Origin of the sequence: Azotobacter chroococcum, from assembly GCF_002220155.1 — a bacterium.
Classification (GTDB): Bacteria; Pseudomonadota; Gammaproteobacteria; order Pseudomonadales; family Pseudomonadaceae; genus Azotobacter; species Azotobacter chroococcum.
The window spans coordinates 1,569,579-1,596,060 of the sequence record NZ_CP011835.1 but is presented as its reverse complement, the minus strand read 5'-3'; the positions used below and the strand labels follow the sequence as shown (position 1 = coordinate 1,596,060).

The window sequence follows — 26,482 nt, the reverse complement described above, 5'->3', positions numbered from 1 at the left end:
CTCGGGCAGGCCGTGGCCGGCAGGGAGCGTGAAGAGGAAGCGGTCGGGAGCCGGCGGGATCATGGCTGGAGTTGGCGTTCGTCGGGTGCGTGCAGGGCGCGAAGTCTAGCACAGGGGCCTGTCGGGGCAGCGCCGACAACGCGCGACCAAGGTCGCAGGAAGCGCCATCCTGGTGCAGACAGAGCGGGCATGCACCCCTTTCGCTCAACCGCCGGTCATACTCATGAAGCGCACCACCTGCACCTGGGCATCGGCCTCGAAGTGATGGCGCTCGGGCTTGAGCTGCAGAGCGTCGACCAGGGCCTGGCGCAGCCGTTCGGAGTCGCCGGGATGGGTGCGCATCAGGGTCTTCAGGTCGAGCGCACCCTCGTGGCCGAGACAGAGCACCAGCTTGCCCTCGGCGGTGACCCGCACGCGGTTGCAGGCGCCACAGAAATTGTGGCTGTGCGGCGAGATGAAGCCGACCTGAGTCTGGCTGCCGACCACCTGCCAGTAGCGCGAGGGGCCGCCGCTGACGTGGCTGCTGCGCACCAGGGTGAAGCGTTCCTCGATGCGCCGGCGCACCTCGTCGCTGGAGCAGAGGGTCTCGCTGCGCCTGTGGCTGGAGATGCCGCCGAGCGGCATCTCCTCGATGAAGCTGATGTCCAGGCCGCGCGCCACGGCGAACTCGACCAGCTCGAGCACCTCGTCGTCGTTGCGGCCCTTCTGTATCACACTGTTCAGCTTGAGCCGCGCGAAGCCCGCGGCGCGGGCCGCCTCGATGCCGGCGAGGACCTGGTCGAGCTTGTCGCGGCGGGTGAAGGCGGCGAAGCGCTCGGGGCGCAGCGAGTCGAGGCTGATGTTGAGGCGCCGGACCCCGGCCGCGCGCAGGTCGCCGGCCATGAACGGCAGCTGCGAGCCGTTGGTGGTCATGGCCAGGTCTTCCAGCTCCGGGCGCGCGCCCAGGCGTTCCAGCAGGCCGAGCAGGCCCCTGCGCACCAGCGGCTCGCCGCCGGTGATGCGGATGCGCTTGACGCCGAGGCCGATGAAGGCGTCCGCCACGTCGTAGAGCTCCTCCAGGCTGAGGATCTGCTCGCGCGGGGCGAACACCATGTTCTCGCTCATGCAGTAGGTGCAGCGGAAGTCGCAGCGGTCGGTCACCGACAGGCGCAGGTAGGTGATGCGGCGTCCGAAGGGATCGACCAGTTCGGCATTGGACATGGCGTAGTTCACTCTCACCGGCCTGTATTGCACCGCTCCGCGGGACCAGGCCGGATCGCTCGCATCCTCGAGCCGGTTATGATCGGGGCCGGCGATGTCAGCCTCATTGACCCTTTGCACAATGAAAGCAGGATGTGCGCCAACCGGCCAGTCCGGCGGACAGGCGCAGCGAACGAGGTGGCACATGGACAAGAACAGCTGGCGCGAGCGCCTCTACATCATCGTCTTCTTCAGCGACACGCCGGCCGGCCGGCAGTTCGATATCGCGCTGCTGCTGGCCATCTTCGCCAGCCTGGTGGTGGTGATGCTCGACAGCGTGCAGAGCTACGACCACTACGGCGAACTGTTCTACGCCCTGGAATGGAGCTTCACGATGCTCTTCGCCGCCGAATACCTCCTGCGCATCGCCATCCACCCCAGGCCGTCACGCTACATCTTCAGCTTCTACGGCGCGGTCGACCTGCTGGCCGTGCTGCCGGCCGTCCTCGCCCTGCTGTTTCCCGAGGCGCAGTACCTGCTGATCATCCGGGTCATGCGCATGCTGCGGGTGTTCCGCGTGCTGAAGCTCTTGCCCTATCTGAGCCAGGCGAACTTCCTGCTCGTCGCGCTGCGCGGCAGCCGGCAGAAGATCATCGTCTTCCTGTTCAGCGTGACCACCCTGGTGATCGTCTTCGGCACCCTGATGTATGTGATCGAAGGACCGGAGCATGGCTTCACCAGCATTCCCGCCAGCATCTACTGGGCGGTGGTGACCATGACCACGGTCGGCTACGGCGACATTACGCCGAAGACCCCGCTGGGCCAGGCCATGGCCACCCTGGTGATGATCACCGGCTACTCGGTGATCGCCGTGCCCACCGGGATCTTCACCGCCGAACTGGCCAGCGCGATGCAGCCGGAGCGGCTGCACCAGACTTGCCCGACCTGCGAGAAGGGCGTCCACGAGTCCGATGCCGCCTATTGCAGCCGTTGTGGCAATGCCTTGTTTCCCCACCGTCCGGAATCCGTACCGGAGGCCAGCGAGGAGGAGCTGCACGGCTGACGCCCGGCCGCTCAGCGTGCCGGATGGCGGCTGCGCAGCCCCGGCGGCACGCTCGGCCCCTCGACCGTCTCCCAGGGTCCGTTCGGCCGCCCGGAGCTGTACCAGCCGTCGTTCCAGCGGTAGTACAGGCGCTCCCGGTAGTACAGCGGCCGGCCCTTCACCACATAGACCCCCAGGCTGTTGTCCCAGTAGGCGTCGACATCCGGCGGCGGCGCGTAGCGCGGATGGTTGCCGCCCCGGCTCTGCTGCGGACTGGCAGCCTTGGGGGAGGAAGGCAGGGCCTTGATCGTCTGGCTCGGCTGCCTCGGAACCTGCGCCGGCGGCCGCTGCACGGGAGGACGCTGGGTCGGCGCCGGACGCGGCTCGGGCGGATGTTCGTAATCCTGATGGGCGCAGGCAGCCAGCAGCAGGGTCAGGCCGAGCACGCCGAACGGACGCAGGCGGCGCGGCAGCCCGGCGGACTTGGCCGGGAACGGGGAACGGATCTTCATCAGTCCTCTCCGGGGGCGCGCCCTGAGGGCGCGTCGGCTCGATCGATGGTCAGGGCGTATTCGCCCGATGCCTTGGCGCTCACCGCATCGAGCTGGCCGACCCAGTCGCCCGCGGTGGGATTGCCGGCCCGCGAGACCCGGGCGACCAGCTGCACCTCGGCGAAGTTCGACAACCTGAGCTGCGGCATCATCGCATCGGCGTCGCTCAGGGCGACCTGCGCCGGCAGGTCGGCCACACGCAGGCGCTCGACCGCCAGCGGCATCGGCGGACCGGAAACGGCACGGGCGAAGACGAATACGCTGTCGTCCGGCTGCACCTTGCCGGCCAGCTCCGGCGCCAGGGCGACGCTGACCTTCAGCTCGACCTGACTGGCCGTCGCTGGCGCGCTTTCCGGCATGCCGGCCTGCTCGCGGGCCCGGGCGATGCCGCCGACGATGGCCGCCCGCGACGGATCGCCCTCGGGCAGGATCGCCACCAGGCGCTCCCAGTAGCCGGCGGCATCGGCGAAGCGGCGCTCCTCGAAGGCGGCGATGCCCAGCAGGCCGAGGCTGGTGACTTCGGCCGGGTCAGCGGCCAGCGCCTCATCGGTCAATGCCTGCATCTGCGGATTCCAGCGCTTGCCTTCGGCGAAATACAGCGCCTGGGCCCACTGACCGAGGATCTCCGGCGGCCGCTGGGCCAGCCGGGCGGCCTGCTCGAAAGCCCGCACGGCATCGACCGGACGCTCCTGGGCCATGTAGGTGCGACCGAGGAAATACCAGCCCTCGGCGGAATCCGGCTGGACCTTGACTGCCTCTTCCAGACGGGCAGTCATCTCCTCGAGGGTCTTCGGCTGTTCGTCGAACTGGCGGGCCAGCTCGAGCTTGTCGCTGGCGCCCCAGTGCAGGTACAGGCCATAGCCGAGCAGCGGCACCAGCAGCGCCACCACCATCGGCACGGTCTTTCCCAGCGAGACGCGACGCTGTCCCTCGCCGTCCGCCGTATCGGCCAGCAGCTCGCGGGCCGCCTCGGCGCGGCCGGCCTCCAGTTGCCCGGCATCCAGGGTGCCGGCCGCGCGCTGCGCCTCCAGCTCGGCCAGACGCTCCTCATAGAGCGCCACGTTGAGCGCGGTGCGGTCCTCCTCGGCCTGGACGCGGCGGTCGCGCACCACGGGAAGCAGCAGAAAGGCCAGGGCCAGCAGCAGCAGCAGGCCGGCGGCGATCCAGAAGTCGATCATGGGTCTTTTTTGTCCAGCAGGGTGGCAAGGCGCTCGCGCTCGGCCGGGGAAAGGGTGTTCGACGCGGAAGTGGCGACACTGCGCCGGCGCCGGACGAGAATCAGGGCGAGCACGCCGAAACCGACGACCAGGAGGCCCGCCGGGCCGTACCAGAGCAGCATCGTCCGGGCGTCGAGCGGCGGCTTGTAGCGGACGAAGTCGCCGTAGCGGGCCACCAGATAGTCGACGATCTGCGCGTCGCTCTGCCCTTCGCCGAGCATCCGGTAGATCTCCCGGCGCAGATCCATGGCGATGGGCGCATCGGAGTCGGCGATGTTCTGGTTCTGGCACTTCGGACAGCGCAGCTCCTCGATCAGGCCGCGGTAGCGCTCGCGCTCGGCGTCGCTCCTGAATTCGTAGGTGTCGATGGCGGCATGGGCCGTCGCGCTCAGCGCCAGGCCGAGCAGTGCGGCGCGGATCAAGGCTCTCATTCGTCCAGCAGCTCCTGGTAGCGCGCGGCCAGCTGCTCGCGCCAGACCCGCTCGTCGATCACCCCGACGAACTTGTGGCGGATGATGCCGTGCCTGTCGATGAGGAAGGTTTCCGGCGCGCCGTAGACGCCAAGGTCCAGGCCGAGGCTACCCTGCTCGTCGCGGATGTTCAGCTGGTAGGGGTTGTGGAACTCCTTCAGCCATTTCAGCGCGCTGGCGTTGTCGTCCTTGTAGTTGACGCCGACGATGTTCACGCCGCGCCGGGCCAGTTCGTTGAGCACCGGATGCTCGACCTTGCACGACACGCACCAGGTCGCCCAGACGTTGACCAGCGACGGCTTGCCCTTGAGGTCTTCGACCGTGAGCTTGCGCCCCGGCTCTTCCACGGCCGGCAGGGAGAACGCCGGGAACGGCTTGCCGATCAGCGCCGAGGGCAGCTCGGCGGGATCGAGGAACAGGCCGCGGTAGAGGAAGGCCGCGATGCCCAGGAAGAGCACCAGCGGCAACAGGAATATCGCTCGTTTCACCTTCAGGCTCCTTGTCCGGCCAGGCCCAGGGCCTCGCGCACACGGGTCTTGACCTTGACCCGATAACGCCGGTCGCAGGCCGCCAGCGCTGCGCCGAAGGCCATCATCAGCCCCCCCAGCCAGATCCAGCGGACGAACGGCTTGATATGCAGGCGGACCGCCCAGGCGCCGTTTTCCAGCGGCTCGCCGAGGGCGACGTAGAGATCGCGGGTGAAGCCGGCGTCGATGCCGGCCTCGGTCATCGGCATCCGCTGCACGGTGTAGAGACGCTTCTCCGGGTGCAGCACGGCCACCTCGTCATCGCCGTCGAAGACGCGGACGCTGGCCCGGTCGGCGACGAAGTTGGGACCCTCGTGATGCCGGGTGCCCTCGAAGACGAAGCGGTAGCCGCCCAGCTCCACCGCATCGCCCGGCGCCATGCGCAGATCGCGCTCGGCGCTTTCCTGGCTGCTCAGGACGATGCCCAGGGCGCAGACGGCGATCCCCACGTGGGACAGCTGCATGCCCCAGTAGCTCGGCGAGAGGCTGCGCAGGCCCTTGAGCAGGCCCTTGTGGCGGGTCTTGTCGAACAGGTCGCGCGCCCCGGCGAGGACCACCCAGGCGGCCAGGAAAGCAGTCGCCAGCACCGCCCAGGCGAAATCGCCGAGGGCGAAGGCGGCCAGCAGGGCCAGCGCCACGCTGGCCAGCAGCACCGGCGCGAGCATGCCGGCCAGCCATTTCAGCGGCGTGTCCTTCCAGCGCGCCAGCACGCCCACCGCGAGGCTCAGCATCAGGAGGCCCATCAGCGGCAGGAACAGCGCGTTGAAGTACGGCGGGCCGACCGACAGCTTGGCGCCGGACAGCGCATCCAGCAGCAGCGGATAGAGGGTGCCGAGGAGGATGGTCGAGGTCGCCACCACCAGCAGCAGGTTGTTCACCAAGAACAGGGTCTCCCGCGACCAGAGGGCAAAGCCGATCTGGCTCTTGACCACCGGCGCACGGAGGGCGAACAGGGTCAGCGAGCTGCCAACCACCAGCAGCAGGAAGCCGAGGATGAACACCCCGCGCTCCGGGTCGTTGGCGAAGGCATGCACCGAGGTCAGCACGCCGGAGCGCACCAGGAAGGTGCCGAGCAGGCTCAGCGAGAAGGCGGCGATGGCCAGCAGCACCGTCCAGCTCTTGAACACCCCGCGCTTCTCCGTCACCGCCAGCGAGTGCAGCAGCGCGGTGCCGACCAGCCAGGGCATGAAGGAGGCGTTCTCCACCGGGTCCCAGAACCACCAGCCGCCCCAGCCCAGCTCATAGTAGGCCCACCAGGAGCCGAGCACGATGCCGATGCCGAGGAAGGCCCAGGCAACCAGCGTCCAGGGCCGCGACCAGCGCGCCCAGGCGGCGTCCAGGCGGCCGCCGAGCAGCGCGGCGATGGCGAAGGCGAAGGCCACCGAGAAGCCGACATAGCCCATGTAGAGCATCGGCGGATGGACGATCAGACCGAAGTCCTGGAGCAGCGGGTTGAGATCGCGGCCATTCGCCGGCGACTGCGGCAAGAGGCGCGCGAAGGGGTTGGAGGTGACGATCAGGAACAGCAGGAAGCCGACGCTGATCAGCCCCATCACGCCCAGCACGCGGGCCAGCATCTCCTCCGGCAGCTGCCGGGAGAAGATCGACACGGCGAAGGTCCAGGCAGACAGGATCAGCGCCCAGAGCAGCAGCGAGCCCTCGTGGGCGCCCCACACGGCGCTGAACTTGTAATACCAGGGCAAGGCGCTGTTGGAGTTGCCCGCCACGTAGGCGACCGAGAAGTCGTCGACCAGGAAGGCCTGGGTCAGGCAGAGGAAGGCGAACAGCAGGAAGGCGAACTGGCCCCAGGCGGCCGGCACGGCCAGGTTCATCCACAGACGGTCGCCGCGCCAGGCGCCGATCAACGGCAGAGTGCCCTGCACCAGCGCCAGGCACAGGGCGAGGATCATCCCCAGGTGGCCGAGTTCGGGAATCATTGCGCGCCCCCCGGCTTGCCGCCCTCGTAGTGCTTGAGCATGCCGCTCTTCTCCAGCGCCTGGCTGACTTCCGGCGGCATGTAGTTCTCGTCGTGCTTGGCCAGCACCTCGTCGGCCTGCAGCGCGCCGTCGCCATCGACCCGCCCCAGCGCAACGATGCCCTGCCCCTCGCGGAACAGGTCCGGCAGGATGCCCTGGTAGCGGACGGTCACCGTCTCGGCGCCGTCGGTGACCCGGAAGGACACCGCCAGCGAGCCCGCATCGCGCTGCACCGAGCCCTGCTCCACCAGGCCGCCGGCACGGATCCGCGCGCCCTGCGGCGCCTCGCCCGCGGCGATCTGGCTGGGGGTGTAGAACAGGTTGATGTTCTGCTGCAGGGCGGATAGGGCCAGCGCCACGGCGATGCCCACGCCGGCGAGGATCGCCAGCATGATGAACAGCCGTTTCTTGCGCACAGGGTTCACTTCGACTCCTCCCGGCGCAGGCGACGCGCCTCTTCTTGCAGATAGCGCCGGCGTGCCAGCAGCGGCCCGGCGACATTGATGACCAGCACCGCCAGGCTGATGCCATAGGCCGACCACACATAGAGGCCATGGTTGCCCATGGCGACGAACTCGGCGAACGAGGAAAAACTCATGCTGCCCCCACGAGAGCCTTGATCTCGGATTTGGCCCAGCTGCTGCGCGCCTCGCGCCTGAGCACCTCGAGGCGCATGCGCAGCAGCAGCACGGCGGCGAAGAAGCAGTAGATGCCAAGCACCATGACCAGCATCGGCAGCCACATCTCCATGGGCATCGCCGGCTTCTCGGTCAGGGTGAAGGTGGCCGGCTGGTGCAGCGAGTTCCACCATTCGACCGAGTACTTGATGATCGGGATGTTGACCACCCCGACGATCGCCAGCACGGCGCAGGCCTTGGCGGCGCTGTCGCGGTTGGCGATCGCCTGGCCGAGGGCGATGATGCCGAAATAGAGGAACAGCAGGATCAGCATCGAGGTCAGCCGGGCATCCCAGACCCACCAGGTGCCCCAGGTCGGCTTGCCCCAGATGGCGCCGGTGACCAGGGCAATGAAGGTCATCCAGGCGCCGATGGGTGCCGCGCACTGCAGGGCGATGTCGGCCAGCTTCATGCGCCAGACCAGCCCGACCAGCCCGGCCACCGCCAGCAGCACATAGCAGGACTGGGCGAGGAAGGCCACCGGCACATGGATGTAGATGATGCGGAAGCTGTTGCCCTGCTGGTAGTCCGGCGGCGCGAAGGCCAGTCCCCAGACCAGGCCGACGCCGAGCAGCAGCGCGGCGGCCACGGCGAACCAGGGCAGCCAGCGGCCGCTGATTTCATAGAACCACTTGGGCGAACCCAGCTTGTGAAACCACGTCCAATTCATCGAGACCACTCACATTCTCAGGGGACCGGATACGCCCGGCCCGCTTCGGTCGTTCCGTAACCGCTCGATCCGGCCTTTCGGGCGGATCACTCACTCGCCGACGCTGATGCTCAGAGCGGCGGCGATCGCAAAGGGCAGCAGGGTCACGGCCAGCATGGCCAGGCTGGCCAGCCACAGCAGGTGGCCGGTCGCCGGCAGTCCCTGCAGTGCCGCCTGCAACGCCCCGCTGCCGAGAATCAGCACGGGGATGTACAGCGGCAGGATCAACAGCGGCAGCAGCAGGCCGCCACGCTTGAGGCCCACGATCAGCGCCGCGCCGACGGCTCCGAGCAGGCTCAGAATCGGGGTGCCGAGCAGCAGCGAGAGCAGCAGCACCGGCAGGCAGCGGGCCGGCAACCCCAGCATCAGGGCCAGCAGCGGCGCCAGCAGGACCAGCGCCAGCCCGGAAAACAACCAGTGCGCCAGCACCTTGGCGAGCACCAGCAGCGGCAGCGGCTGCGGCGCCACCACCCATTGCTCCAGGGAGCCGTCCTCGAAGTCGCTGCGGAACAGCCCATCGAGCGAGAGCAGCACGGCGAGCAGCGCCGCCACCCAGATCAGCCCGGGCGAGAGCGTCTGCAAGAGCTGCGACTCGGGCCCCACGGCAAGCGGGAACAGGGCGATGACGATGGAGAAGAACACCAGCGGATTGACCAGTTCGGCCGGCCGGCGGAACAGCAACCGCGACTCGCGGGCCAGCAGGAGGGCGAACACACTGCTCATGCGGCGTGCCGCTCCAGATCCAGCTCGCGGAAAGTCGCCGGCCTGATCTCCAGGCGGTGATGGGTGGTCAGCACGACCATCCCGCCACGCTCGCAGTGCTCCTGCAGATGCCGCTCCAGCTGGGCCACGCCCTGGCGGTCGAGGGCGGTGAAGGGCTCGTCGAGGATCCACAGCGGCGCCGCCTCCAGATGCAGGCGGGCGAGCGCCACGCGGCGCTGCTGGCCGGCCGACAGGGTATGGCAGGGCACATCCTCGAAGCCGTGCAGGCCGACCTCCGCCAGCGCCTGCCAGATCGCCTCGCGTCCGGCAGGACGATGCAGGGCGCAGAGCCAGGCGAGGTTCTCCTCGGCGGTCAGCAGACCCTTGATGCCAGCGGCATGGCCGATCCAGAGCAGGTTGCGCGCCAGCTCGGCACGCTGACCGCGCAGACTGCGCCCCTGCAGGCGCACCTCTCCGGCCGTGGGTTGCATCAGGCCGGCCAGCAGGCGCAGCAGGCTGGTCTTGCCGCTGCCGTTGGGCCCGACCACCTGCAGCATGTCGCCGGGAACCAGCGCCAGGTCGAGCCGCTCGAACAGCATGCGCCAGTCCCGCTCGCAGGCGAGCGCCAAGGCTTCGAGAAAGGGGCTGGTCACAATAGGCTTACCATCGACCTCAACACGGCAATACCGGTCTGAGCGCGGCATGCGTCAATCCGGGCGGGCCCGCATTATACATGCCGAACCCACTGGCCGAAGGGGCTATTTTCGCCGCGCCGGCGCCTCGGCCGGGAGCATCAGGGAAAGCCGCCCGCCGGAGGCGCCCTACGCCGACTTCGCCTGCGCCGTGCGAATCAGATGCTCGACGAAGAACTCCACATGCCCCCGCGGGTTGGCCGGCAACGGCCAGCCATCGACCTTCTCGGCGATCGCCCGGAAGGCCAGCGCGCTCTTCGAGCGGGGAAACGCCTCGCAGACCGCCGCCTGCCGCTGCACCGCCCGGCGCAGGCTGTCGTCCCAGGGCACGGCACCGACGTACTGCAGGGTTGCGGCGAGGAACTGTTCGGTCAGGCGGAGCAGCTTGGCGAACAACTCGCGCCCCTCGCGCGGTCCCGCCACCATGTTGGCGAGGATCCGGAAGCGAGCCACCCCGCAGTCGCGATTGAGCAGCCCGATCAACGCGTAGGCATCGGCGATCGACGCCGGCTCGTCGCAGAGCACCACGAACACTTCCCGCGCCGCCCGCACGAAGCCGACCGTCGAATCGTCGATGCCGGAAGCGGTGTCCACCACCAGCACGTCGAGCTGGTCGGCGAGCCGCCCGAAGTCATGGATCAGCCCGGCCTGCTGCCGGGCGGAGAGACGCACCATGCTGCGCATGCCGGAGGCCGCAGGCACCACACGGATACCGCCCGGCCCCGCCAGCACTATATCCTCCAGCCCACACTCTCCAGCGAGGACGTCGGCCAGGGTGCGCTCGGCGCCAAGACCGAGCAGCACGTCGACATTCCCCATCGCCAGATCGCCATCGAGCAGCATCACCCGCCGCCCGAGCCCGGCCAGCGCCAGCGCCAGATTCACCGCCGCCACACTCTTGCCCACCCCGCCCTTGCCACTGGTCACCGCAATGACCTGCACCGGACCCATGCTTGCCATGTCGCTCACTGCCTGCCTCGCCCGCCCACATCATTGACCGCCCGACCCACCAGGGTCCAGCATAACCACCGCCAGCAAGCCTACGCCAGGCTGGCCGCATCCAGGGCACGAACGCCCTTTTGCATGCACAACAAGGAGAAACCCATGAAGAAATGGCTGATTGCAGCACTGGCCGCCAGCTGCGCACTGCCCCTGCAGGCCGCGCCGCTCAGCGTCACGCTCGACGCGGTGAGCAGCGACGGCATCGGCGCAGCGCTCGGCACCGTCAGCATCGAGCAGAACGAACACGGCCTGGTCTTCACCCCCAACCTCGAGGGACTGCAACCCGGCATTCATGGCTTCCACGTCCACGCCTCGGGCAGCTGCGCCGTCGCGGAAAAGGACGGCCAGAAGATCGCTGCCGGCGCCGCCGGCGGCCACTGGGATCCGCAGAATACCGCAAAGCATGGCCAGCCCTGGGGAGACGGCCACCTGGGCGACCTGCCGGCCCTCTACGTGGGCGCCGACGGCAAGGCCACGCAACCGGTGCTGGCACCGCGCCTGAAGGACCTGGCGGCACTCAAGGGCCACGCCCTGATGGTGCATGCCGGTGGCGACAACCATGCCGACAGCCCCGCGCCGCTGGGCGGTGGCGGAGCTCGGGTGGCCTGCGGCGTCATCAAGTGATCGCCTGAATCGCGCATCCGCACGGACGCCAAGCAACCCTCCCCTGCCGCCAGGCTCGATTCAAGCAGCAGGGGATCCGGTCGGAAACGGAGTTGGAGAACGTGATAAACAAAAAGGGTCACCTATACAGGCGACCCTTTGAACCCAATGGAGGGTAGAACTGGCGTCCCCTAGGGGACTCGAACCCCTGTTACCGCCGTGAAAGGGCGGTGTCCTAGGCCACTAGACGAAGGGGACGAAACCTTCGATGACAAAGCCGGCGATACGCGCCGACCTCGCGTGGAATTGGTGGAGCTAGACGGGATCGAACCGTCGACCTCTTGCATGCCATGCAAGCGCTCTCCCAGCTGAGCTATAGCCCCGGATTTAGCGTCTCCCGACGTAGACAGCACCAAGGCGCTGCCGCTGGAAATGGCGTCCCCTAGGGGACTCGAACCCCTGTTACCGCCGTGAAAGGGCGGTGTCCTAGGCCACTAGACGAAGGGGACGAAACCTTCAAAACCGATCAGTCAAGCTGACTGACGTGGCCACTCTCGACTCGAGAGTGGTGGAGCTAGACGGGATCGAACCGTCGACCTCTTGCATGCCATGCAAGCGCTCTCCCAGCTGAGCTATAGCCCCGTCTCGAGGACGGGGCGCATATTAGGACCGCTCCAAACCCCTGTCAACAGATTTTTCGATTTTTTTTGCCAGTAGAACAACTACTTACCGGACGCGGCGGTTCAGGACGCGCTACCCTGCCGGCTGGCGCGGGCCGCCGGAGGCTCGCGAGCGGCCAGGGACCCGGCCGGTGCGAGCACCCGCTCGAGAACCTCCGCCTCCAGCGCGGCGAGACGTGCCGAACCGCGGTTGCGCGGGCGCGGCAAGTCGACCGGCAGATCCAGGCCGATGCGCCCCTCCTCGATCAGGATCACCCGGTCGGCGACGGCGACCGCTTCGCTGACATCGTGGGTGACCAGCAGCACGGTGAAGCCATGCTGCTGCCAGAGCCGCTCGATCAGCTGCTGCATCTCGATGCGGGTCAGCGCGTCCAGCGCGCCCAGCGGCTCATCGAGCAGCAGCAGGCGCGGGCGGTGGATCAGCGCCCGCGCCAGGGCCACGCGCTGCTTCTGCCCGCCGGACAGCGCCGCCGGCCACTCCCCGGCGCGCTCGGCCAGCCCCACCGCAGCCAGAGCCTCCTCGGCGCGGGGACGCCAGTCGCCGGACAGGCCGAGACCGACGTTGTCGATCACCCGTTTCCAGGGCAGCAGGCGCGCGTCCTGGAACATCAGCCGGGTGTCCTCGCGCACCTGTGCCAGCGGCACCTGGCCGGCCAGCAGCGCGCCGCCAGTGGGCGCATCCAGCCCGGCCAGCAGGCGCAGCAGGGTGCTCTTGCCGCAACCGCTGCGGCCAACCACCGCGACGAACTGCCCGGCCGGGATGTGCAGGTCGATCGCCTGCAGCACCTGGCGCTCGCCGAACGCCTTGTGGAGGCCTTCGAGCGCCAGCGGAATACCGTTCTTCAGCGTGTGCAGGGCGCTCATCGGGCACCTGCCTTGGCCTGATAGGCCGGATGCCAGCGCAGCCACAGGCGCTCCAGGGTGCGCGCCGCCACGTCGGCCAGCTTGCCGAGCACGGCATAGAGCAGGATCGCCAGCACCACCACGTCGGTCTGCAGGAATTCGCGGGCGTTCATCGCCAGATAGCCGATGCCGGAGCTGGCGGAAATGGTTTCCGCGACGATCAGCGTCAGCCACATGAAGCCGAGGGCGAAGCGCACGCCGACCAGGATCGACGGCAGCGCGCCGGGCAGGATCACCTGGCGGAACAGGGCGAACCCGGACAGGCCGTAGCTGCGCGCCATCTCCACCAGGCCGGCGTCGACGTTGCGGATGCCGTGGTAGGTATTCAGATAGATGGGAAACAGGGTGCCGAGGGCGACCAGGAAGATCTTCGCCGCCTCGTCGATGCCGAACCAGAGGATCACCAGCGGGATCAGCGCCAGGTGCGGTACGTTGCGCACCATCTGCACCGAGCTGTCGAGCAGGCGCTCGCCCCACTTCGACAGGCCGGTGACGAAGCCGAGCAGCAGGCCGAGGCCGCCGCCGATGGCGAAGCCGATGCTCGCCCGCCAGCCGCTGATCGCCAGGTGTTGCCAGAGATCGCCGCTGGCGAGCAGGTTCCAGCCGGCCTCCAGCACCGCACTCGGTGCCGGCAGGATGCGGGTGGAGAGCAGCCCGCTGGCCACTGCACCCTGCCAGAGCCCGAGCAGCGCCAGCGGCAGCGCCCAGGGCGACAGGCGTTCGGCCAGCCGGTTGATAGGGGTTGTAGTCATTTTCGACCTCTTGAGTCTTGCGGTCTGTAGGCTGGAAAGTGCACGCAGCGCTTTCACGATGGTTCCCACGCTCCTGCGTGGGAACCCGCGACGTGGACGCTCGGCGTCCAGTGGTCGGGGCAGCGTGCCCACGCAGGAGCGTGGGCACGATCAGCTTCTCAGCTGGCAGCCGCCTTGGGCAGGATGTCGTTGGCCACCACCTCGCCGAACGGGCTGACGTAGCTGCGCCCTTCCGGCCTGGCCGGCCGGGCCAGCTCCAGATGCGGGAAGAGCAGCTCGGCGACCCGGTAGGACTCCTCCAGGTGCGGGTAGCCGGAGAGCACGAAGGTGTCGATGCCGAGGTCGGCGTATTCCTTGATCCGCGCTGCCACGGTCGGGCCGTCGCCGACCAGCGCGGTGCCGGCCCCGCCACGCACCAGGCCGACGCCGGCCCAGAGGTTCGGCGACACCTCCAGATGGTCCTTGCTGCCGCCATGCAGGGCAGCCATGCGCTGCTGGCCGACCGAGTCGAAGCGCGCCAGCGAGGCCTGGGCCTTGGCGATGGTCTCGTCGTCCAGGTGACTGATCAGGCGGTCGGCGGCCGCCCAGGCCTCCTCGCCGGTTTCGCGGACGATCACGTGCAGGCGGATGCCGAAGCGCACCGTGCGCCCGTGGCGGGCGGCGCGGGCGCGCACGTCGGCGATCTTCTCGGCCACCGCGGCCGGCGGCTCGCCCCAGGTCAGATAAAGGTCGACCTGCTCGGCGGCCAGCTCGTGGGCGGCTGCCGAGGAGCCGCCGAAGTACAGCGGCGGATGGGGTTGCTGGAGCGGCGGAAAGAGCAGCCTGGCGCCCTGCACCTTGAGGTGCTTGCCGTCGAGGTCGACGGTCTCGCCGGACAGCACGCCGCGCCAGATGCGGGTGAATTCGGCGGCCGCCTCGTAGCGTTCGGCGTGGGACAGGTGCAGGCCCTCGCCGGCCAATTCCTCCGGGTCGCCGCCGGTCACCAGGTTGAACAGCGCGCGGCCACCGGACAGCCGGTCGAGGGTCGCCGCCTGGCGTGCCGCCACGGTCGGCGAGATGATCCCCGGGCGCAGGGCGACGAGAAACTTCAGGCGCTGGGTGACCGGGATCAGCGAGGCGGCGACCAGCCAGGAGTCCTCGCAGGAACGCCCGGTGGGAATCAGCACGCCGCCGAAGCCGAGGCGGTCGGCGGCCTGGGCGATCTGCTGCAGGTAGGCGTGGTCGACGGCGCGGGCGCCCTCGGCGGTGCCCAGGTAGTGGCCGTCGCCGTGGGTGGGCAGGAACCAGAAAACATTCAAACTCATGGAGTGGTCTCCTTTCGATGGGGGCTTGGGACTGTGGGCGAACGCCGGTGAATTACTGCCGGGCCACCTTGGCCGGCGGCGTCCACACCACGTCCTTGATGCTCAGGCGCCTGGGAATCAACTTCAGCTCGGCGAAGGTGTCGGCGATCTTCTGCTGCGCCGCGACCACCGCCGGAGTGAGCGGCTGCGCGCCGTAGCCCTGGCGCACCACCGCCTGGTGGGTGATTTCCGGGGACAGGCCGATCAGCGGCGCGACCTGCGCGGTGACCTTCTGCGGATCGGCCCTGGAGTCCTCGCCGACGCCGCGCACTTCCTCGATCAGCGCCTCGATCACCTGCGGGTGCTTGCCGACGTAGGCGGCGCTGGCCAGATAGAACTGGTGGTTGTCGACGATCCCCTCGCCGTTGCGCAGGGTGCGCGCCGCCAGCTGCTTCTCGGCGGCGGACTGGAAGGGGTCCCAGATCACCCAGGCGTCCACCCGGCCGCTCTCGAAGGCGGCGCGGCCGTCGGCCGGCGGCAGGTACACCGGGGTGATGTCCCGGATGCCCAGGCCCGCCTCCTCCAGGGCGCGGACCAGCAGGTAGTGGACGTTGGAGCCCTTGTTCAGGGCGACCTTCCTGCCCTTGAGTTCGGCGACGCTCCTGATCGGCGAATCCTGGGGCACCAGGATCGCCTCGCCCAGCGGAGCCGGAGGCTCGAAGGCGACATAGCGCAGGTCGGCGCCGGCGGCCTGGGCGAACACCGGCGGGGTTTCGCCGGTCACGCCGAAATCGACGGAGCCGACGTTCAGGCCCTCCAGCAGCTGCGGGCCGCCGGGAAACTCGGTCCACTGCACCTCGATGCCCTGGGCCGCCAGGCGCTTCTCGAGCGTGCCCTTGGCCTTGAGCAGCACCAGGGTGCCGTATTTCTGATAACCGATCCGCAGGGTCTCGGCCTGTGCCTGGGTGATGGCGCCGAAGGAAACGGCTGCCGCGAACAGGGCAGCCAGACTTCGACGCAAAGTGATGGCGCGCATGGGCGACCGCTCCTTCGCATTGACTGGGTGTGCGACCTGCTCGCCCGTTGACGGGCCAGTAAGGCGGGGTTTCCGCTGCTGACAGCGGCTGAGGAAATCAGAGACTCCGGCGGACTTGTTCCGGCCGGTCGTGGGGCAGGCGAACTTCCAGGGACCCGCTGCGGCGGATCAGCGCGGCGAGCAGATCGTCGAGGGACTCGTCGAGCCGCTCGACCAGCTCGTCGGCGAAGCGCGCCGGCTGCTCGCCCTCGGGATAGGCGATCTGCGCATCCACGGCGAACACCCCGGTCAGCACCTCCTGGGCCTTGAGCGCCGAGAGCACCGGCTTGAGGGCGTAATCCACCGCCAGCAGATGGGCCGGGCTGCCGCCGCTGACCACCGGCAGCACCACCTTGTCGCTCAGCACCCGTTCGGGCAGCAGATCGAGCAGCACCTTCAGCGCGCCGGAGAAGGATGCCTTGTACACCGGGGTCGCGACGATCAGGCCGTCGGCCAGGCCGACCGCGGCCTGCAGGTCGCGCACCGCGGCGCTGTCGAAGCGGGCGTGGAGCAGTTCCTCGGCGGCGAAGTCGCGCACCCGGATCAGCGATACCGCGATCCCCCGGCGCTCCAGGTAGTCGCGGGCGTAGTCCAACAGCAGCTCGCCACGCGAGCGTTGCGAGGGACTGCCGGACAACAGGACAACGTGCATGCTCGTCTCCTTAGCGGTTCGGTTGCGGGGTCAGGCGCAGATAGGGCTTCACCGCACGGAAACCTTTCGGGAAGCGCTGCTTGAGCTCGTCAGGGTCCTGCAGCGAAGGCACGATCACCACTTCCTCGCCGTCCTGCCAGTTGGCCGGGGTGGCGACCTTGTAGTGGTCGGTCAGCTGCAGCGAGTCGATCACCCGCAGGATCTCGTGGAAGTTGCGCCCGGTGCTCGCCGGATAGGTGATGATCAGCCGCACCTTCCTGTTCGGGTCGATGATGAACAGCGAACGCACGGTCAGGGTGTCGCTGGCGTTCGGATGGATCAGGTCGTAGAGCCCGGAGACCTTGCGATCGGCATCGGCGAGGATCGGGAAGTTGACCTGGGCGTCCTGGGTTTCCTCGATGTCGCCGATCCACTTCAGGTGGGAGTCCACCGGGTCCACCGACAGGGCGATGGCCTTGACGTTGCGCCTGGCGAACTCGTCCTTGAGCTTGGCGGTGAAGCCCAGTTCGGTGGTGCACACCGGGGTGAAGTCGGCCGGGTGGGAAAACAGGATTCCCCAGCTGTCGCCCAGCCACTCATGGAAACGAATGCGGCCGGTGCTGGAATCCTGTTCGAAGTCGGGGGCGATGTCGCCGAGACGGATGCTCATGGTCTGCTCCTGCAGTGTGGTCCTGAACAGGAGGCCACTATGAGCAGGACGAAAATAAAACAAAAAGAATAAATATTGATTTATTAATAACTAAAAAAAATAAGAAGAAAGTTCCTGTTGCAGAATATCCAAGTAACTAAATATTCTTTTATGGAATAAGAAAGATTCTTCTATAGTTCTGCACTCTTTACGTCCGACAACCTTGGATCGTCTCCATGAAGCGACTGCTGACCTCTTCCCTGCTGGCGGCCGGCGTGGCCCTGGCCTCCGTCGCCAGCCAGGCGGCCCCCCTGCTCAACGTCTCCTACGACGTGATGCGCGACTTCTACAAGGAATACAACCCGGCCTTCCAGAAGCACTGGCAGGCCGAAGGCAACCCGCCGCTGCAGATCCAGATGTCCCACGGCGGCTCCAGCAAGCAGGCCCGCGCGGTGATCGACGGCCTGCCGGCCGACGTCATCACCATGAACATGGCCACCGACATCAACGCCCTGCACGAACACGGCAAGCTGATTCCGGAGAACTGGGCCGAACGCCTGCCGGACAACAGCGCGCCCTTCACCTCGGCGACCGTGTTCATCGTCCGCAAGGGCAACCCGAAGCAGCTCAAGGACTGGCCCGACCTGCTCAAGGACGGCGTGCAGGTGGTGGTGCCCAATCCCAAGACCTCGGGCAACGGCCGCTACACCTACCTCTCGGCCTGGAGCTACGTGCTGAAGAACGGCGGCGACGAACAGGCCGCCCGCGACTTCGTCGGCAAGCTGTTCCGCCAGGCGCCGGTGCTCGATACCGGCGGCCGCGCCGCCACCACCACCTTCATGCAGAACCAGATCGGCGACGTGCTGGTGACCTTCGAGAACGAGGCGGAAATGATCGCCCGCGAATTCGGCCGCGGCGGCTTCGAGGTGGTCTATCCCAGCGTTTCCGCCGAAGCCGAGCCGCCGGTGACGGTGGTCGACAAGGTGGTCGACAGGAAGGGCACCCGCAAGGAGGCCGAGGCCTACCTGAAATACCTGTGGTCCGACGAGGCCCAGCGCATCGCCGCCAACAACTATCTGCGCCCGCGCAACCCGAAGATCCTCGCCGAATTCGCCGACCGCTTCCCCAGGGTCGAGCTGCTCAACGTGGTGAAGACCTTCGGCGACTGGCCGGCCATCCAGAAGACCCATTTCAACGACGGCGGCGTGTTCGACCAGGTCTACGGCGGCCGCTGAGCCCCGACGCCCTCGCCGTCCCCCGGGTGGAAAACCGTTCGGCGTTTTCCACCCGTCCCTCTCCGCGCAGACGCGCTCCCCGGCCGGAGGAGCGAAATTCCGTCCCGACGCGTTGTCCCCTCCCCCACAACAGACGCCTCTCGCTATGTAGAGAAGCGTACAGAAAACCGGAAACGTCCCTGTAGAATCAAAGACTTAGCTAGTGGCATGGAGCTTGCTGGAAGGCTTGTTCCGTGGTTACCAAGGCTGGTCCGGCATGAAACTTCTCATCGATCGACCCTACGTCGAGGCGTTGGTCAGCGCATTCCCCGAGCTGTCGGCGCTGACCCATCAACTGAAATTCGGCAATCGGGCCGAGGTGGTCTTCGAGCAGCTGACGCTGGCGCAGCTCGACCACCTGCACCGGCTGTACCTCGCCGCCGGGCCGGGCATGGAGCTGCGCGCGGCGCAGATCGCCACCCTGCGCCGGGCGGTCAGCGACGGCGGCGAGCGCTACGGCGAGCGCGACCTGGAGCGGATGGTCCCGGCGGTCGCCGAGTTCCTGATCCGCGGCGCGCTCCGCGGCTGGCTGTTCAAGATCAACATGGCCGGCAAGCCGCTCGCCTACCTGGTGTCGCGCATCGACTTCACCCCGCCGGGCGAGGAGGAAAGCGGGCGCATCCTGATCGAGCTGAAGGCCAACTCCATGGCGCGGGTCACCTCGCAGACCCTGACTATCCTCGAGCGCGACATCGTCGGCCGGACCATCGCGGAAATCCTCATCGCCAAGGGCTTCCTCCGCGAAACCCCGGAGCTGATCGCCGCCTACGACCACTCCACGGCGCGCTTCTTCGAGCACCGCGCCGACTACGGCCGGCAGTTCGCGGCGAGCGGCACCGGGATCTTCGCCGAGGACCCGACCGCCACCCACCGCAACACCGACTGGACCCGCAAGGAGCGGGTGGTGCTCTCCTCCAGCGGCGGCAGCGCGCGGCTGGTCAACGACGAGGAGATCCTCAAGGACCGCGCCCTGGTGCTCGACGCCAGCGGCGACGTGCTCGGCAAGTACCTGCGCAAGGCCGGGCGCAGCGTGAAGTACGACGAGCGCGTGGAAAAGGCCACCGAAGCGGTGCGCAGCGACATCCCCAAGGGGGTGTTCGCCGAGCTGCCGGTGCACGGCTACATCCTGATGTTCCACCTCGACCTGCACCACCACCTGTGGGTGCACGTCGACGACATGCAGCCCTACGTCTACCAGCCGGAACTCAAGGACAAGCTGATCCTGCCGCCGGAGCAGACCGACCTGATCGACATCCTCACCGCCGAGATGGACGTGCTGATGGACGACATCGTCGAGGGCAAGTCCGGCGGCACCACGGTGCTCTGCGCCGGCCCGCCCGGGGTGGGCAAGACGCTCACCGCCGAGGTCTACTCGGAGATCATCAAGCGCCCGCTGTACCGCGTGCACTCCGGCCAGCTCGGCCTGAACGTCGCGGAGATGGAGAAGACCCTCAAGGCCACCCTGACCCGCGCCCAGCGCTGGGGCGCGGTGATGCTGATCGACGAGGCCGACGTATACATCAAGCGGCGCGACGACAACATCACCGCCAACGCGGTGGTCGGCGTGTTCCTGCGCGTGCTGGAGTACTTCAACGGGCTGCTGTTCCTCACCACCAACCGGGTCGACGACATCGACGAGGCGGTGGTGTCGCGCTGCATCGCGCTGATCAAATACCACCCGCCCGGCCTGGAGGATCGCCGGCGGATCTGGCAGGTGATGACCGAGCAGTTCGGCCTGAGCGTCGCCCCGGAACTCTGCGAGCGCTTGGCCGCCCTCTTCCCCGACGCCAGCGGCCGCGACATCAAGGGCCTGGCCAAGCTGGTGGCCAAGTACTGCCACCACAAGTCGGTGGCGCCGACCCTCGCGGTGTTCGAGCGCTGCAGCATCTTCCGCGGCATGGACATGGGCGGGCACGCCTGAACGGCGTCCGTAATTCAGGTCAAGGCCACCCTGCTGCCGGCCAGCAGCAGGGCGGCAATCGGAAAATCCACGGAGCGTTCTGCATGATCAACGTCCTCACCCCCTATCAACTGCTCGGCGGCGCGGAAGGTGTGCGCCGGCTGTGCAACGCCTTCTACGACAACATGGAGCGCCTGCCCGAGGCGAAGACCATCCGCCGCATGCACGGCGCGGACACCGGTCCGGTGCGCGAGAAGCTCTTCGAGTACCTCTCCGGCTGGCTCGGCGGTCCGAAGCTGTACTTGGAGAAATACGGCACCGTGGCCATGGGCCCGGCGCACCAGCCCTTCGCCATCGGCCCGAAGGAGCGCGACCAGTGGATGCTCTGCCTGAACAAGGCACTGGACGACATCGGCGCCAGCGAGACGGCCAAGGGGCTGATCAAGGCGCCGATCTACGCCTTCGCCGATCACCTGCGCAACCGCGCAACCTCGGATTGAGGGCGAAACCTTCACAGTCTCCATCGGTGGGTAAGGCTGCGCCATTACCCACCCTGCGGAAGCCGACACCTGAAGGCTTGCCGTAGCCGTAGGGTGGAAAACTCGCGCAGCGATTTTCCACCGCCTGCCCCGACGACGGTCAGGTCACTGCACGCAGCTCCACAGCTCGACCGCCGGTCGCTCCGCCCGCGGCGGGCCGAGCCATTCGGCCAGGGCGTGGCAGGCGCCATCGAGGCACAATTGGTAGTCCCCCGCCTCGGGCGTGCGCCCCAGGCGCAGGGGCTGCAGCGGCGGCAGCTGGCGGCGGTAGTGCCAGCTGCCGCCGCGCAGCACGGCGCCGTCCGGGATCTCCATGCCGGCGCCGCTGCCCCTGACCCGCGCCTCGCCGAGCAGCAAGCCCTCCGGCGCGACGCGGTAGTCCTCCTCCCAGCGGACCTTCTCGATCGTGTGGCTCCAGGCCAGGGTGAAAGCCGGCACGGGCAGTTGCGCCCACAGCGTGCCGGCCAGCCCCAGGCACAGGCCGATCACGCCGTCGCCACCTCGGCACGGCGGGCACGCCAGAAGTGCTGGGCGAGGAACAGCGCGCCGAGGGCGAAGCCGATCTCGTCGGTCACCGGCATGGCCATGACCATCGACACCCCGGCGGCGAAGGCCAGCAGGCGCTCCCACCAGCTCAGGTCGCGCTGCAGGTGGCCGGTGAACCCCGCGCCCCACAGAGCGATGGCGAAGGCCGCCTTGAACAGCACGTAGAGGATCGCCAGCCAGCTGTCGCTCTGCAGCATCAGCGCCGGATCGTAGACCGCCATGAACGGCACCACGAAACCGGCCACGGCGATGCGCACCGCCCACAGGCCGATCTTCAGTCCGCTCTCGCGGGCGATCGGCGCCGCGGCGAAGGCGGCCAGGGCCACCGGCGGCGTCAGGTCGGCCATGATGCCGAAGTAGAAGACGAACATGTGCGAGACGATCAGCGGCACGCCGAGGTCGAGCAGCGCGGGCGCGGCGATCGAGCTGGTGATGATGTAGTTGGGGATGGTCGGAATGCCCATGCCCAGCACCAGGCAGGTAAGCATGGTCAGCACCAGCGAGAGGAACAGGTTGTCCTGGCCGATGGCGAGGATATAGCCGGCGAAGGTCGAGGCCACCCCGGTCAGCGACACCACGCCGATGATCACCCCGACCAGGGCGCAGGCGATGCCTACCGGCACCGCATGGCGCGCGCCCTCGACCAGCGCGTGCAGACACACGGTGAGGGTGTCGCGGCCGCCCTTGACGAACCAGCAGATCGCCACCAGCACGCCGATGACGCCGAACACCACGCCGATGCCAAGCTGGAAGAAGCCGGCGCAGAGGATGCCGAGGGCGATCCAGAAGGCGATGCGCAGGGCATTGGACGACACCTTGAGGATGATCGCCGAGCCGAGGATGACCATGGCGGTCAGCGCCAGGCCCACGGTGCCGGAGAACATCGGCGTGCGCCCGGAGAACAGCAGGTAGACCAGCACGCCCAGCGGGATCAGCAGGTACCAGTTTTGCTTCACCGCCGCCCAGGCGTCCGGGCACTGCTCCTTGGGCAGGCCCTTGAGCCCGGCGCGCTTGGCCTCCAGATGGACCATCCAGAAGGTCGAGCCGAAATACAGCAGCGCCGGCAGCAGGGCGGCCTTGGCCACCTCGGCGTAGGGCACGTTGATGGTCTCGGCCATGATGAAGGCCACCGCACCCATCACCGGCGGCATGATCTGACTGCCCATGCTGGCGGTGGCCTCCACGGCGCCAGCGAAGGCCGCCTTGTAGCCGAAGCGCTTCATCAGCGGGATGGTGAACTGGCCGGTGGTCACCACGTTGGCGACCCCGGAGCCGGTGATGGTGCCCATCAGCGCCGAGGAGACCACCGACACCTTGGCCGGACCGCCCAGCTTGTGGCCGAACAGGCCCATGGAGAAGTCGGTGAACAGCTTGATCATCCCGGCCTGCTCGAGGAAGGAGCCGAACAGGATGAACAGGAAGATGTAGGTGGCCGAGACGTAGGTCGGCGTGCCGTACAGGCCCTCGGTGCCGAAGGCCAGCTGGTTGACGATCTGGTCGAAACCGTAGCCGCGGTGCGCCAGGTCGCCCGGCAGATATTCGCCGAACAGGCCGTAGGCGAGGAACAGCGCGCAGATCAGCGGCAGGGCAATGCCCATCACCCGCCGCGCCGCCTCGAACACCAGCACGATGAGGACGATGCCGATGGCCATGTCGGCGTCGGTCAGCTCGCCGGAGCGCTGGATCAGGTCGGCCTCGAACACCCACTGGTAGGCGAAGGTGCTCATGCCGGCAAGGCCGAGCAGCCAGGCCAGCGGCTGGAACGGGCGGTCGGTACCGCGTGTCGGGTAGCAGAGGAACACCAGCAGCAGCAGGAAGCCGACGTGGCCGGCGCGCAGGATCTGGGTACTCACCGGATGGAAGGCGGCGGTGATGATCTGGTAAACGGAGAACAGCAGGGCGACGGCGAACAGCGCCTTCGGCCACTCGCTGGGACTGGCGTGCATGCCTTGGCTTTCGCTCATGGGACACCTCGGGACGAAAATCGGGAAGAGGACGAGAGCCACCGGCAGAACCTGCACGCACAGGCCCCACCGGCAGGTGCGGCGGGCCGCGCCGGAGCGCCGCCGCCGCAAACCGGACGGCTTACTTCAGCACGCCGGCTTCCTTGTAGAAGCGCTCGGCACCGGGGTGCAGCGGGATCGGCAGGTTGCTGGTGGCGTTTTCCAGCTTGATGTCCTTGGCCGCGGAGTGGGCGTTGCCCAGGGCCGGCAGGTTGTCGAACATCAGTTTGGTCATCTGGTAGGCGACCTCGTCGGACACCTTGGCGTGGCTGACCAGGATGTTGGTGATGGCCACGGTGGGTACGTCGGCGGTCTGCCCCTCGTAGGTGCCGGCCGGAATCACGCCGGCCTGGTAGGCCGGACTGCCGATCTTCGCCACCACCTCGGCAGGAATGGCGACGAAGGTCACCGGCATGGTGGTCGCCAGGTCGCGGATCGCCGCCATGCCCAGGCCCGAGGACTGCAGGGTGGCGTCGAGCTGGCGGTTCTTGATCAGCTCCACCGATTCGGCATAGGGTAGGAACTCCACCTTGCCCAGGTCCTCGTAGGTCATCCCGGCGGCCTTGAAGATGGCCCGGGCGTTCAGCTCGGTGCCCGACTTCGGCGCGCCGACCGAGATGCGCTTGCCCTTGAGGTCGGCCAGGGACTTGATGCCGGAATCGGCGCTGGCGACCACCTGGATGTAGTTGTGGTAGGTGCCGGCGATGGCCCGCAGGCTCTTCAGCGGCGCCTTGAAGCCGGCATCCTCCACCCCGTTCCAGGCGTCGGCCACCGAATCGCCGAGGGCGAAGGCCAGCTCGCCGCGGCCGGCCTGCAGCAGGTTGAGGTTCTCCACCGAGGCCTTGGTCGCCTGCACCGAGGTCTTGGCGCCCTCGATGTTCTTGCCGTACAGCTGCGACAGGGCGACGCCGACCGGGTAGTAGACCCCGCTGGTGCCCCCGGTGAGGATGTTGATGAAGGTGGGCGCGGCCAGGACCGCGGTGCTGGCAGTGAAGGCCGCGGCAGCAGCGAACAGGCCAAAACGCTTGCTCAGTTTCATTTTTGTTCTCCAGATTTCTTCCATGGATACTGCGTTCGCCGCCCGCAGGCGGCAAAAGGTAGAGCTATACGGCTGACGGAGAAACAACGGGCATGCGGAGGATGGAAACTCGCCCTAACGCTGTTCTTGGATTCGGCCGGCATAACCTCACCAGCATACCGCAACCATAGTGCCACCAGCATGCGATAGCTCTGGAATGCGGGTTTGCGCCGGAAAGCCGGAGGATGGTAAGCGGATTTTGTCGAGGCAGGAGCATACGTCGGCAAAAATCCGCTGATCTGCGGAAGGCCGTCCCGGAAGACGGGACTGGAAGAGCAGCGGGAACGCCCGCCGGGGCCGGCGGGCGGGACGACGGTCAGCGGTCGTGGTGCAGGTAGGCCGCCTGCTTCGGCAGGCGCAGGCTGAAGCAGAAGGCGATCGCCAGCATGCCCGTCACGTACCAGTAGAAGACTTCCTCATGGCCGATCGACTTCAGGCCGAGCGCCACGTATTCGGCGGTGCCGCCGAACATGGCGTTGGCGATGGCATAGGACAGGCCGACGCCCAGCGCACGCACCTCCGGCGGGAACATCTCGGCCTTCACGATGCCGCCGATCGAGGTGTAGAAGCTGATGACGGCCATGCCCAGGATGATCAGCAGACAGGCCAGCACCGGGCTGCCGGCGGTCTTGAGGGTCATCAGGATCGGCAGGGTGCACAGCGTCCCCAGGGAGGCGAAGCAGAGCATCGAGGCGCGCCGGCCAATGCGGTCGGACAGGGCGCCGAACAGCGGCTGCATCAGCATGTAGCAGAACAGTGCGAAGGTCATGATGCCGCTGGCAGTCTTGGCGTCCATACCCGCCGAGTTGACCAGATACTTCTGCATGTAGGTGGTGAAGGTGTAAAACATCAGCGAGCCGCCGGCGGTGTAGCCGAGCACGGTGATGAAGGCGGCCTTGTGGTGCTTGAAGAGGCTGGCCATGCTGCCCGCTTCCTTGTTGGCACGGCTTTCCGCGGTGGTGGTTTCCTCCAGGGAACGGCGCAGCAACAGGGCGATCACCGCGGCGATGGCGCCGATCACGAACGGGATGCGCCAGCCCCAGGCCTTCAGCTCATCGGTGCTGAGCAGCTGCTGCAGGATCACCACCACCAGCACCGCCAGCAACTGGCCGCCGATCAGGGTGACGTACTGGAACGAGGAGTAGAAGCCGCGCTTGCCCTTGAGCGCCACCTCGCTCATGTAAGTCGCGGTGGTGCCGTATTCGCCACCGACCGACAGGCCCTGGAACAGGCGGCAGAGCAGCAGCAGGGCCGGCGCGGCCACGCCGATGCTCTCGTAGGTCGGCAGGAAGGCGATCACCAGCGAGCCGGCGCACATCATCAGCACCGAGATAAGCATCGAGGTCTTGCGACCGTGCTTGTCGGCGATCCGGCCGAACAGCCAGCCGCCGATCGGGCGCATCAAAAAGCCCGCCGCGAACACCCCGGCGGTGTTGAGCAGCTGGACGGTGGGATTGGCTGTGGGGAAAAAGGCCGGGGCGAAGTAGATGGCACAGAAGGCGTAGACGTAGAAGTCGAACCATTCCACCAGGTTGCCGGAAGACGCGCCGACGATGGCGAAGATTCGCTGGCGACGCTCGGCAGCCGTGTACTCGGTATCCCGTGCGGTCATGCGCGGGGTTTCGTCGGGGCGGTCGGCGGCAAGGTTTGCAGGGACGCACAGGTCGGGACTGCTGGGGATTGTCATTGTATTTCTCCGTTTCTTCTGGGAGTTCCTTGCTGCGCGGCAGTCGCCGCGCAGCCGGCAAGGAGCCTCTGGACAGCGGAGCGGACAGTCGTCACGCCGGGTGCCAGGGCAACGGAGGGTGCTTTAGCATGAACC

General features: G+C 67.7%; 27 protein-coding genes and 4 tRNA genes. 5 read left to right on the top strand and 26 right to left on the bottom strand.

Annotated features, from left to right (window positions below; all coding sequences use genetic code 11):
* Positions 1–204 precede the first annotated feature (204 nt).
* On the bottom strand, positions 205–1,200 hold the full coding sequence (moaA, locus tag ACG10_RS07410) for a GTP 3',8-cyclase MoaA (RefSeq protein ID WP_089167729.1): 996 nt from the start codon (positions 1,198–1,200) through the stop codon (positions 205–207).
* Positions 1,201–1,384: 184 nt separating this feature from the next.
* Between moaA and ACG10_RS07405 the strand changes: the two genes are divergently transcribed.
* Positions 1,385–2,242 carry an ion transporter gene (locus tag ACG10_RS07405; RefSeq protein ID WP_089167728.1) on the top strand — a complete coding sequence of 286 codons (858 nt, stop codon included), beginning with the start codon at positions 1,385–1,387 and terminating at the stop codon, positions 2,240–2,242.
* Between the two features lie 11 nt (positions 2,243–2,253).
* Here the strand turns inward: ACG10_RS07405 and ACG10_RS07400 are convergent, their stop codons facing one another.
* From ACG10_RS07400 to ACG10_RS07350, 11 genes are all read right to left on the bottom strand, one after another.
* Positions 2,254–2,733 (bottom strand): hypothetical protein, encoded by a 480-nt coding sequence (locus ACG10_RS07400; protein ID WP_089167727.1) that lies wholly within the window; start codon positions 2,731–2,733, stop codon positions 2,254–2,256.
* Positions 2,733–3,950, bottom strand: coding sequence for a c-type cytochrome biogenesis protein CcmI (gene ccmI, locus ACG10_RS07395; RefSeq protein WP_089167726.1), 1,218 nt, complete (start codon positions 3,948–3,950; stop codon positions 2,733–2,735). Before ccmI ends, ACG10_RS07400 begins: the two co-directional genes overlap by 1 nt.
* Positions 3,947–4,420, bottom strand: coding sequence for a cytochrome c-type biogenesis protein (locus ACG10_RS07390; RefSeq protein WP_089167725.1), 474 nt, complete (start codon positions 4,418–4,420; stop codon positions 3,947–3,949). Before ACG10_RS07390 ends, ccmI begins: the two co-directional genes overlap by 4 nt.
* Positions 4,417–4,947 carry a DsbE family thiol:disulfide interchange protein gene (locus tag ACG10_RS07385; RefSeq protein ID WP_089167724.1) on the bottom strand — a complete coding sequence of 177 codons (531 nt, stop codon included), beginning with the start codon at positions 4,945–4,947 and terminating at the stop codon, positions 4,417–4,419. The genes ACG10_RS07390 and ACG10_RS07385 overlap by 4 nt, the downstream gene beginning before the upstream one ends.
* 2 nt (positions 4,948–4,949) lie before the next feature.
* Positions 4,950–6,923, bottom strand: coding sequence for a heme lyase CcmF/NrfE family subunit (locus ACG10_RS07380; RefSeq protein WP_039804895.1), 1,974 nt, complete (start codon positions 6,921–6,923; stop codon positions 4,950–4,952).
* A complete protein-coding gene (gene ccmE, locus ACG10_RS07375) occupies positions 6,920–7,387 on the bottom strand; it encodes a cytochrome c maturation protein CcmE (RefSeq protein ID WP_089167723.1) in 468 nt (155 codons plus the stop codon). The genes ACG10_RS07380 and ccmE overlap by 4 nt, the downstream gene beginning before the upstream one ends.
* Positions 7,384–7,560: a heme exporter protein CcmD gene (ccmD, locus tag ACG10_RS07370; protein ID WP_039804899.1), complete on the bottom strand. Its 177-nt coding sequence runs from the start codon at positions 7,558–7,560 to the stop codon at positions 7,384–7,386. Before ccmD ends, ccmE begins: the two co-directional genes overlap by 4 nt.
* Positions 7,557–8,309, bottom strand: a complete 753-nt coding sequence (locus ACG10_RS07365; protein ID WP_039804901.1) for a heme ABC transporter permease — start codon at positions 8,307–8,309, stop codon at positions 7,557–7,559. Before ACG10_RS07365 ends, ccmD begins: the two co-directional genes overlap by 4 nt.
* A gap of 90 nt (positions 8,310–8,399) precedes the next feature.
* Positions 8,400–9,071 (bottom strand): heme exporter protein CcmB, encoded by a 672-nt coding sequence (ccmB, locus tag ACG10_RS07360; RefSeq protein WP_089167722.1) that lies wholly within the window; start codon positions 9,069–9,071, stop codon positions 8,400–8,402.
* Positions 9,068–9,754 carry a cytochrome c biogenesis heme-transporting ATPase CcmA gene (gene ccmA, locus ACG10_RS07355; RefSeq protein ID WP_089167721.1) on the bottom strand — a complete coding sequence of 229 codons (687 nt, stop codon included), beginning with the start codon at positions 9,752–9,754 and terminating at the stop codon, positions 9,068–9,070. Before ccmA ends, ccmB begins: the two co-directional genes overlap by 4 nt.
* Positions 9,755–9,871: 117 nt before the next feature.
* On the bottom strand, positions 9,872–10,702 hold the full coding sequence (locus ACG10_RS07350; RefSeq protein WP_089167720.1) for a MinD/ParA family protein: 831 nt from the start codon (positions 10,700–10,702) through the stop codon (positions 9,872–9,874).
* 144 nt (positions 10,703–10,846) lie between these two features.
* Between ACG10_RS07350 and sodC the strand changes: the two genes are divergently transcribed.
* Positions 10,847–11,368: a superoxide dismutase family protein gene (gene sodC, locus ACG10_RS07345; RefSeq protein WP_198319029.1), complete on the top strand. Its 522-nt coding sequence runs from the start codon at positions 10,847–10,849 to the stop codon at positions 11,366–11,368.
* A 161-nt stretch (positions 11,369–11,529) separates the two neighbouring features.
* On the opposite strand, the gene ACG10_RS07340 is transcribed toward sodC, so the two are convergent.
* The 10 genes from ACG10_RS07340 to ACG10_RS07295 all read right to left on the bottom strand — a co-directional run bounded on the left by ACG10_RS07340 (position 11,530) and on the right by ACG10_RS07295 (position 17,341).
* Positions 11,530–11,605 (bottom strand) — tRNA-Glu (locus ACG10_RS07340).
* A gap of 49 nt (positions 11,606–11,654) precedes the next feature.
* Positions 11,655–11,730, bottom strand: a tRNA-Ala gene (locus tag ACG10_RS07335).
* Between the two features lie 50 nt (positions 11,731–11,780).
* Positions 11,781–11,856 (bottom strand) — tRNA-Glu (locus ACG10_RS07330).
* Positions 11,857–11,913: 57 nt separating this feature from the next.
* Positions 11,914–11,989, bottom strand: a tRNA-Ala gene (locus ACG10_RS07325).
* Positions 11,990–12,090: 101 nt separating this feature from the next.
* On the bottom strand, positions 12,091–12,891 hold the full coding sequence (ssuB, locus tag ACG10_RS07320) for an aliphatic sulfonates ABC transporter ATP-binding protein (protein ID WP_089167718.1): 801 nt from the start codon (positions 12,889–12,891) through the stop codon (positions 12,091–12,093).
* Positions 12,888–13,682: an aliphatic sulfonate ABC transporter permease SsuC gene (gene ssuC / locus ACG10_RS07315; RefSeq protein WP_089167717.1), complete on the bottom strand. Its 795-nt coding sequence runs from the start codon at positions 13,680–13,682 to the stop codon at positions 12,888–12,890. Before ssuC ends, ssuB begins: the two co-directional genes overlap by 4 nt.
* A gap of 158 nt (positions 13,683–13,840) precedes the next feature.
* Positions 13,841–14,986 carry an FMNH2-dependent alkanesulfonate monooxygenase gene (gene ssuD, locus ACG10_RS07310; protein ID WP_089167716.1) on the bottom strand — a complete coding sequence of 382 codons (1,146 nt, stop codon included), beginning with the start codon at positions 14,984–14,986 and terminating at the stop codon, positions 13,841–13,843.
* A 52-nt stretch (positions 14,987–15,038) separates the two neighbouring features.
* On the bottom strand, positions 15,039–16,001 hold the full coding sequence (locus tag ACG10_RS07305; RefSeq protein WP_089167715.1) for a sulfonate ABC transporter substrate-binding protein: 963 nt from the start codon (positions 15,999–16,001) through the stop codon (positions 15,039–15,041).
* Positions 16,002–16,098: 97 nt separating this feature from the next.
* Entirely contained in the window at positions 16,099–16,692 is a 594-nt protein-coding gene (gene ssuE / locus ACG10_RS07300; RefSeq protein WP_089167714.1) for an NADPH-dependent FMN reductase, read from the bottom strand.
* A gap of 10 nt (positions 16,693–16,702) precedes the next feature.
* On the bottom strand, positions 16,703–17,341 hold the full coding sequence (locus ACG10_RS07295; protein ID WP_089167713.1) for a peroxiredoxin: 639 nt from the start codon (positions 17,339–17,341) through the stop codon (positions 16,703–16,705).
* A 215-nt stretch (positions 17,342–17,556) separates the two neighbouring features.
* On the opposite strand from ACG10_RS07295, the gene ACG10_RS07290 reads away from it, so the two are divergent.
* The 3 genes from ACG10_RS07290 (at position 17,557) to ACG10_RS07280 (ending at position 20,994) form a co-directional block, all read left to right on the top strand.
* On the top strand, positions 17,557–18,555 hold the full coding sequence (locus ACG10_RS07290; protein WP_089167712.1) for a sulfate ABC transporter substrate-binding protein: 999 nt from the start codon (positions 17,557–17,559) through the stop codon (positions 18,553–18,555).
* Between the two features lie 256 nt (positions 18,556–18,811).
* Positions 18,812–20,515 carry an AAA family ATPase gene (locus ACG10_RS07285; RefSeq protein WP_232487201.1) on the top strand — a complete coding sequence of 568 codons (1,704 nt, stop codon included), beginning with the start codon at positions 18,812–18,814 and terminating at the stop codon, positions 20,513–20,515.
* Between the two features lie 83 nt (positions 20,516–20,598).
* On the top strand, positions 20,599–20,994 hold the full coding sequence (locus ACG10_RS07280) for a group II truncated hemoglobin (RefSeq protein WP_089167710.1): 396 nt from the start codon (positions 20,599–20,601) through the stop codon (positions 20,992–20,994).
* A gap of 144 nt (positions 20,995–21,138) precedes the next feature.
* Here ACG10_RS07280 and ACG10_RS07275 read toward each other — a convergent pair whose 3' ends face one another.
* The 4 genes from ACG10_RS07275 to ACG10_RS07260 form a co-directional block, all read right to left on the bottom strand.
* Complete coding sequence (locus ACG10_RS07275) at positions 21,139–21,522, bottom strand: DUF1850 domain-containing protein (protein ID WP_089167709.1); 384 nt, start codon at positions 21,520–21,522, stop codon at positions 21,139–21,141.
* Positions 21,519–23,543, bottom strand: coding sequence for a TRAP transporter permease (locus ACG10_RS07270; protein WP_089167708.1), 2,025 nt, complete (start codon positions 23,541–23,543; stop codon positions 21,519–21,521). Before ACG10_RS07270 ends, ACG10_RS07275 begins: the two co-directional genes overlap by 4 nt.
* Before the next feature lie 121 nt (positions 23,544–23,664).
* A complete protein-coding gene (locus tag ACG10_RS07265; protein ID WP_089167707.1) occupies positions 23,665–24,621 on the bottom strand; it encodes a TAXI family TRAP transporter solute-binding subunit in 957 nt (318 codons plus the stop codon).
* A gap of 355 nt (positions 24,622–24,976) precedes the next feature.
* A complete protein-coding gene (locus tag ACG10_RS07260; RefSeq protein ID WP_198319069.1) occupies positions 24,977–26,272 on the bottom strand; it encodes an MFS family transporter in 1,296 nt (431 codons plus the stop codon).
* Positions 26,273–26,482: the final 210 nt, after the last annotated feature.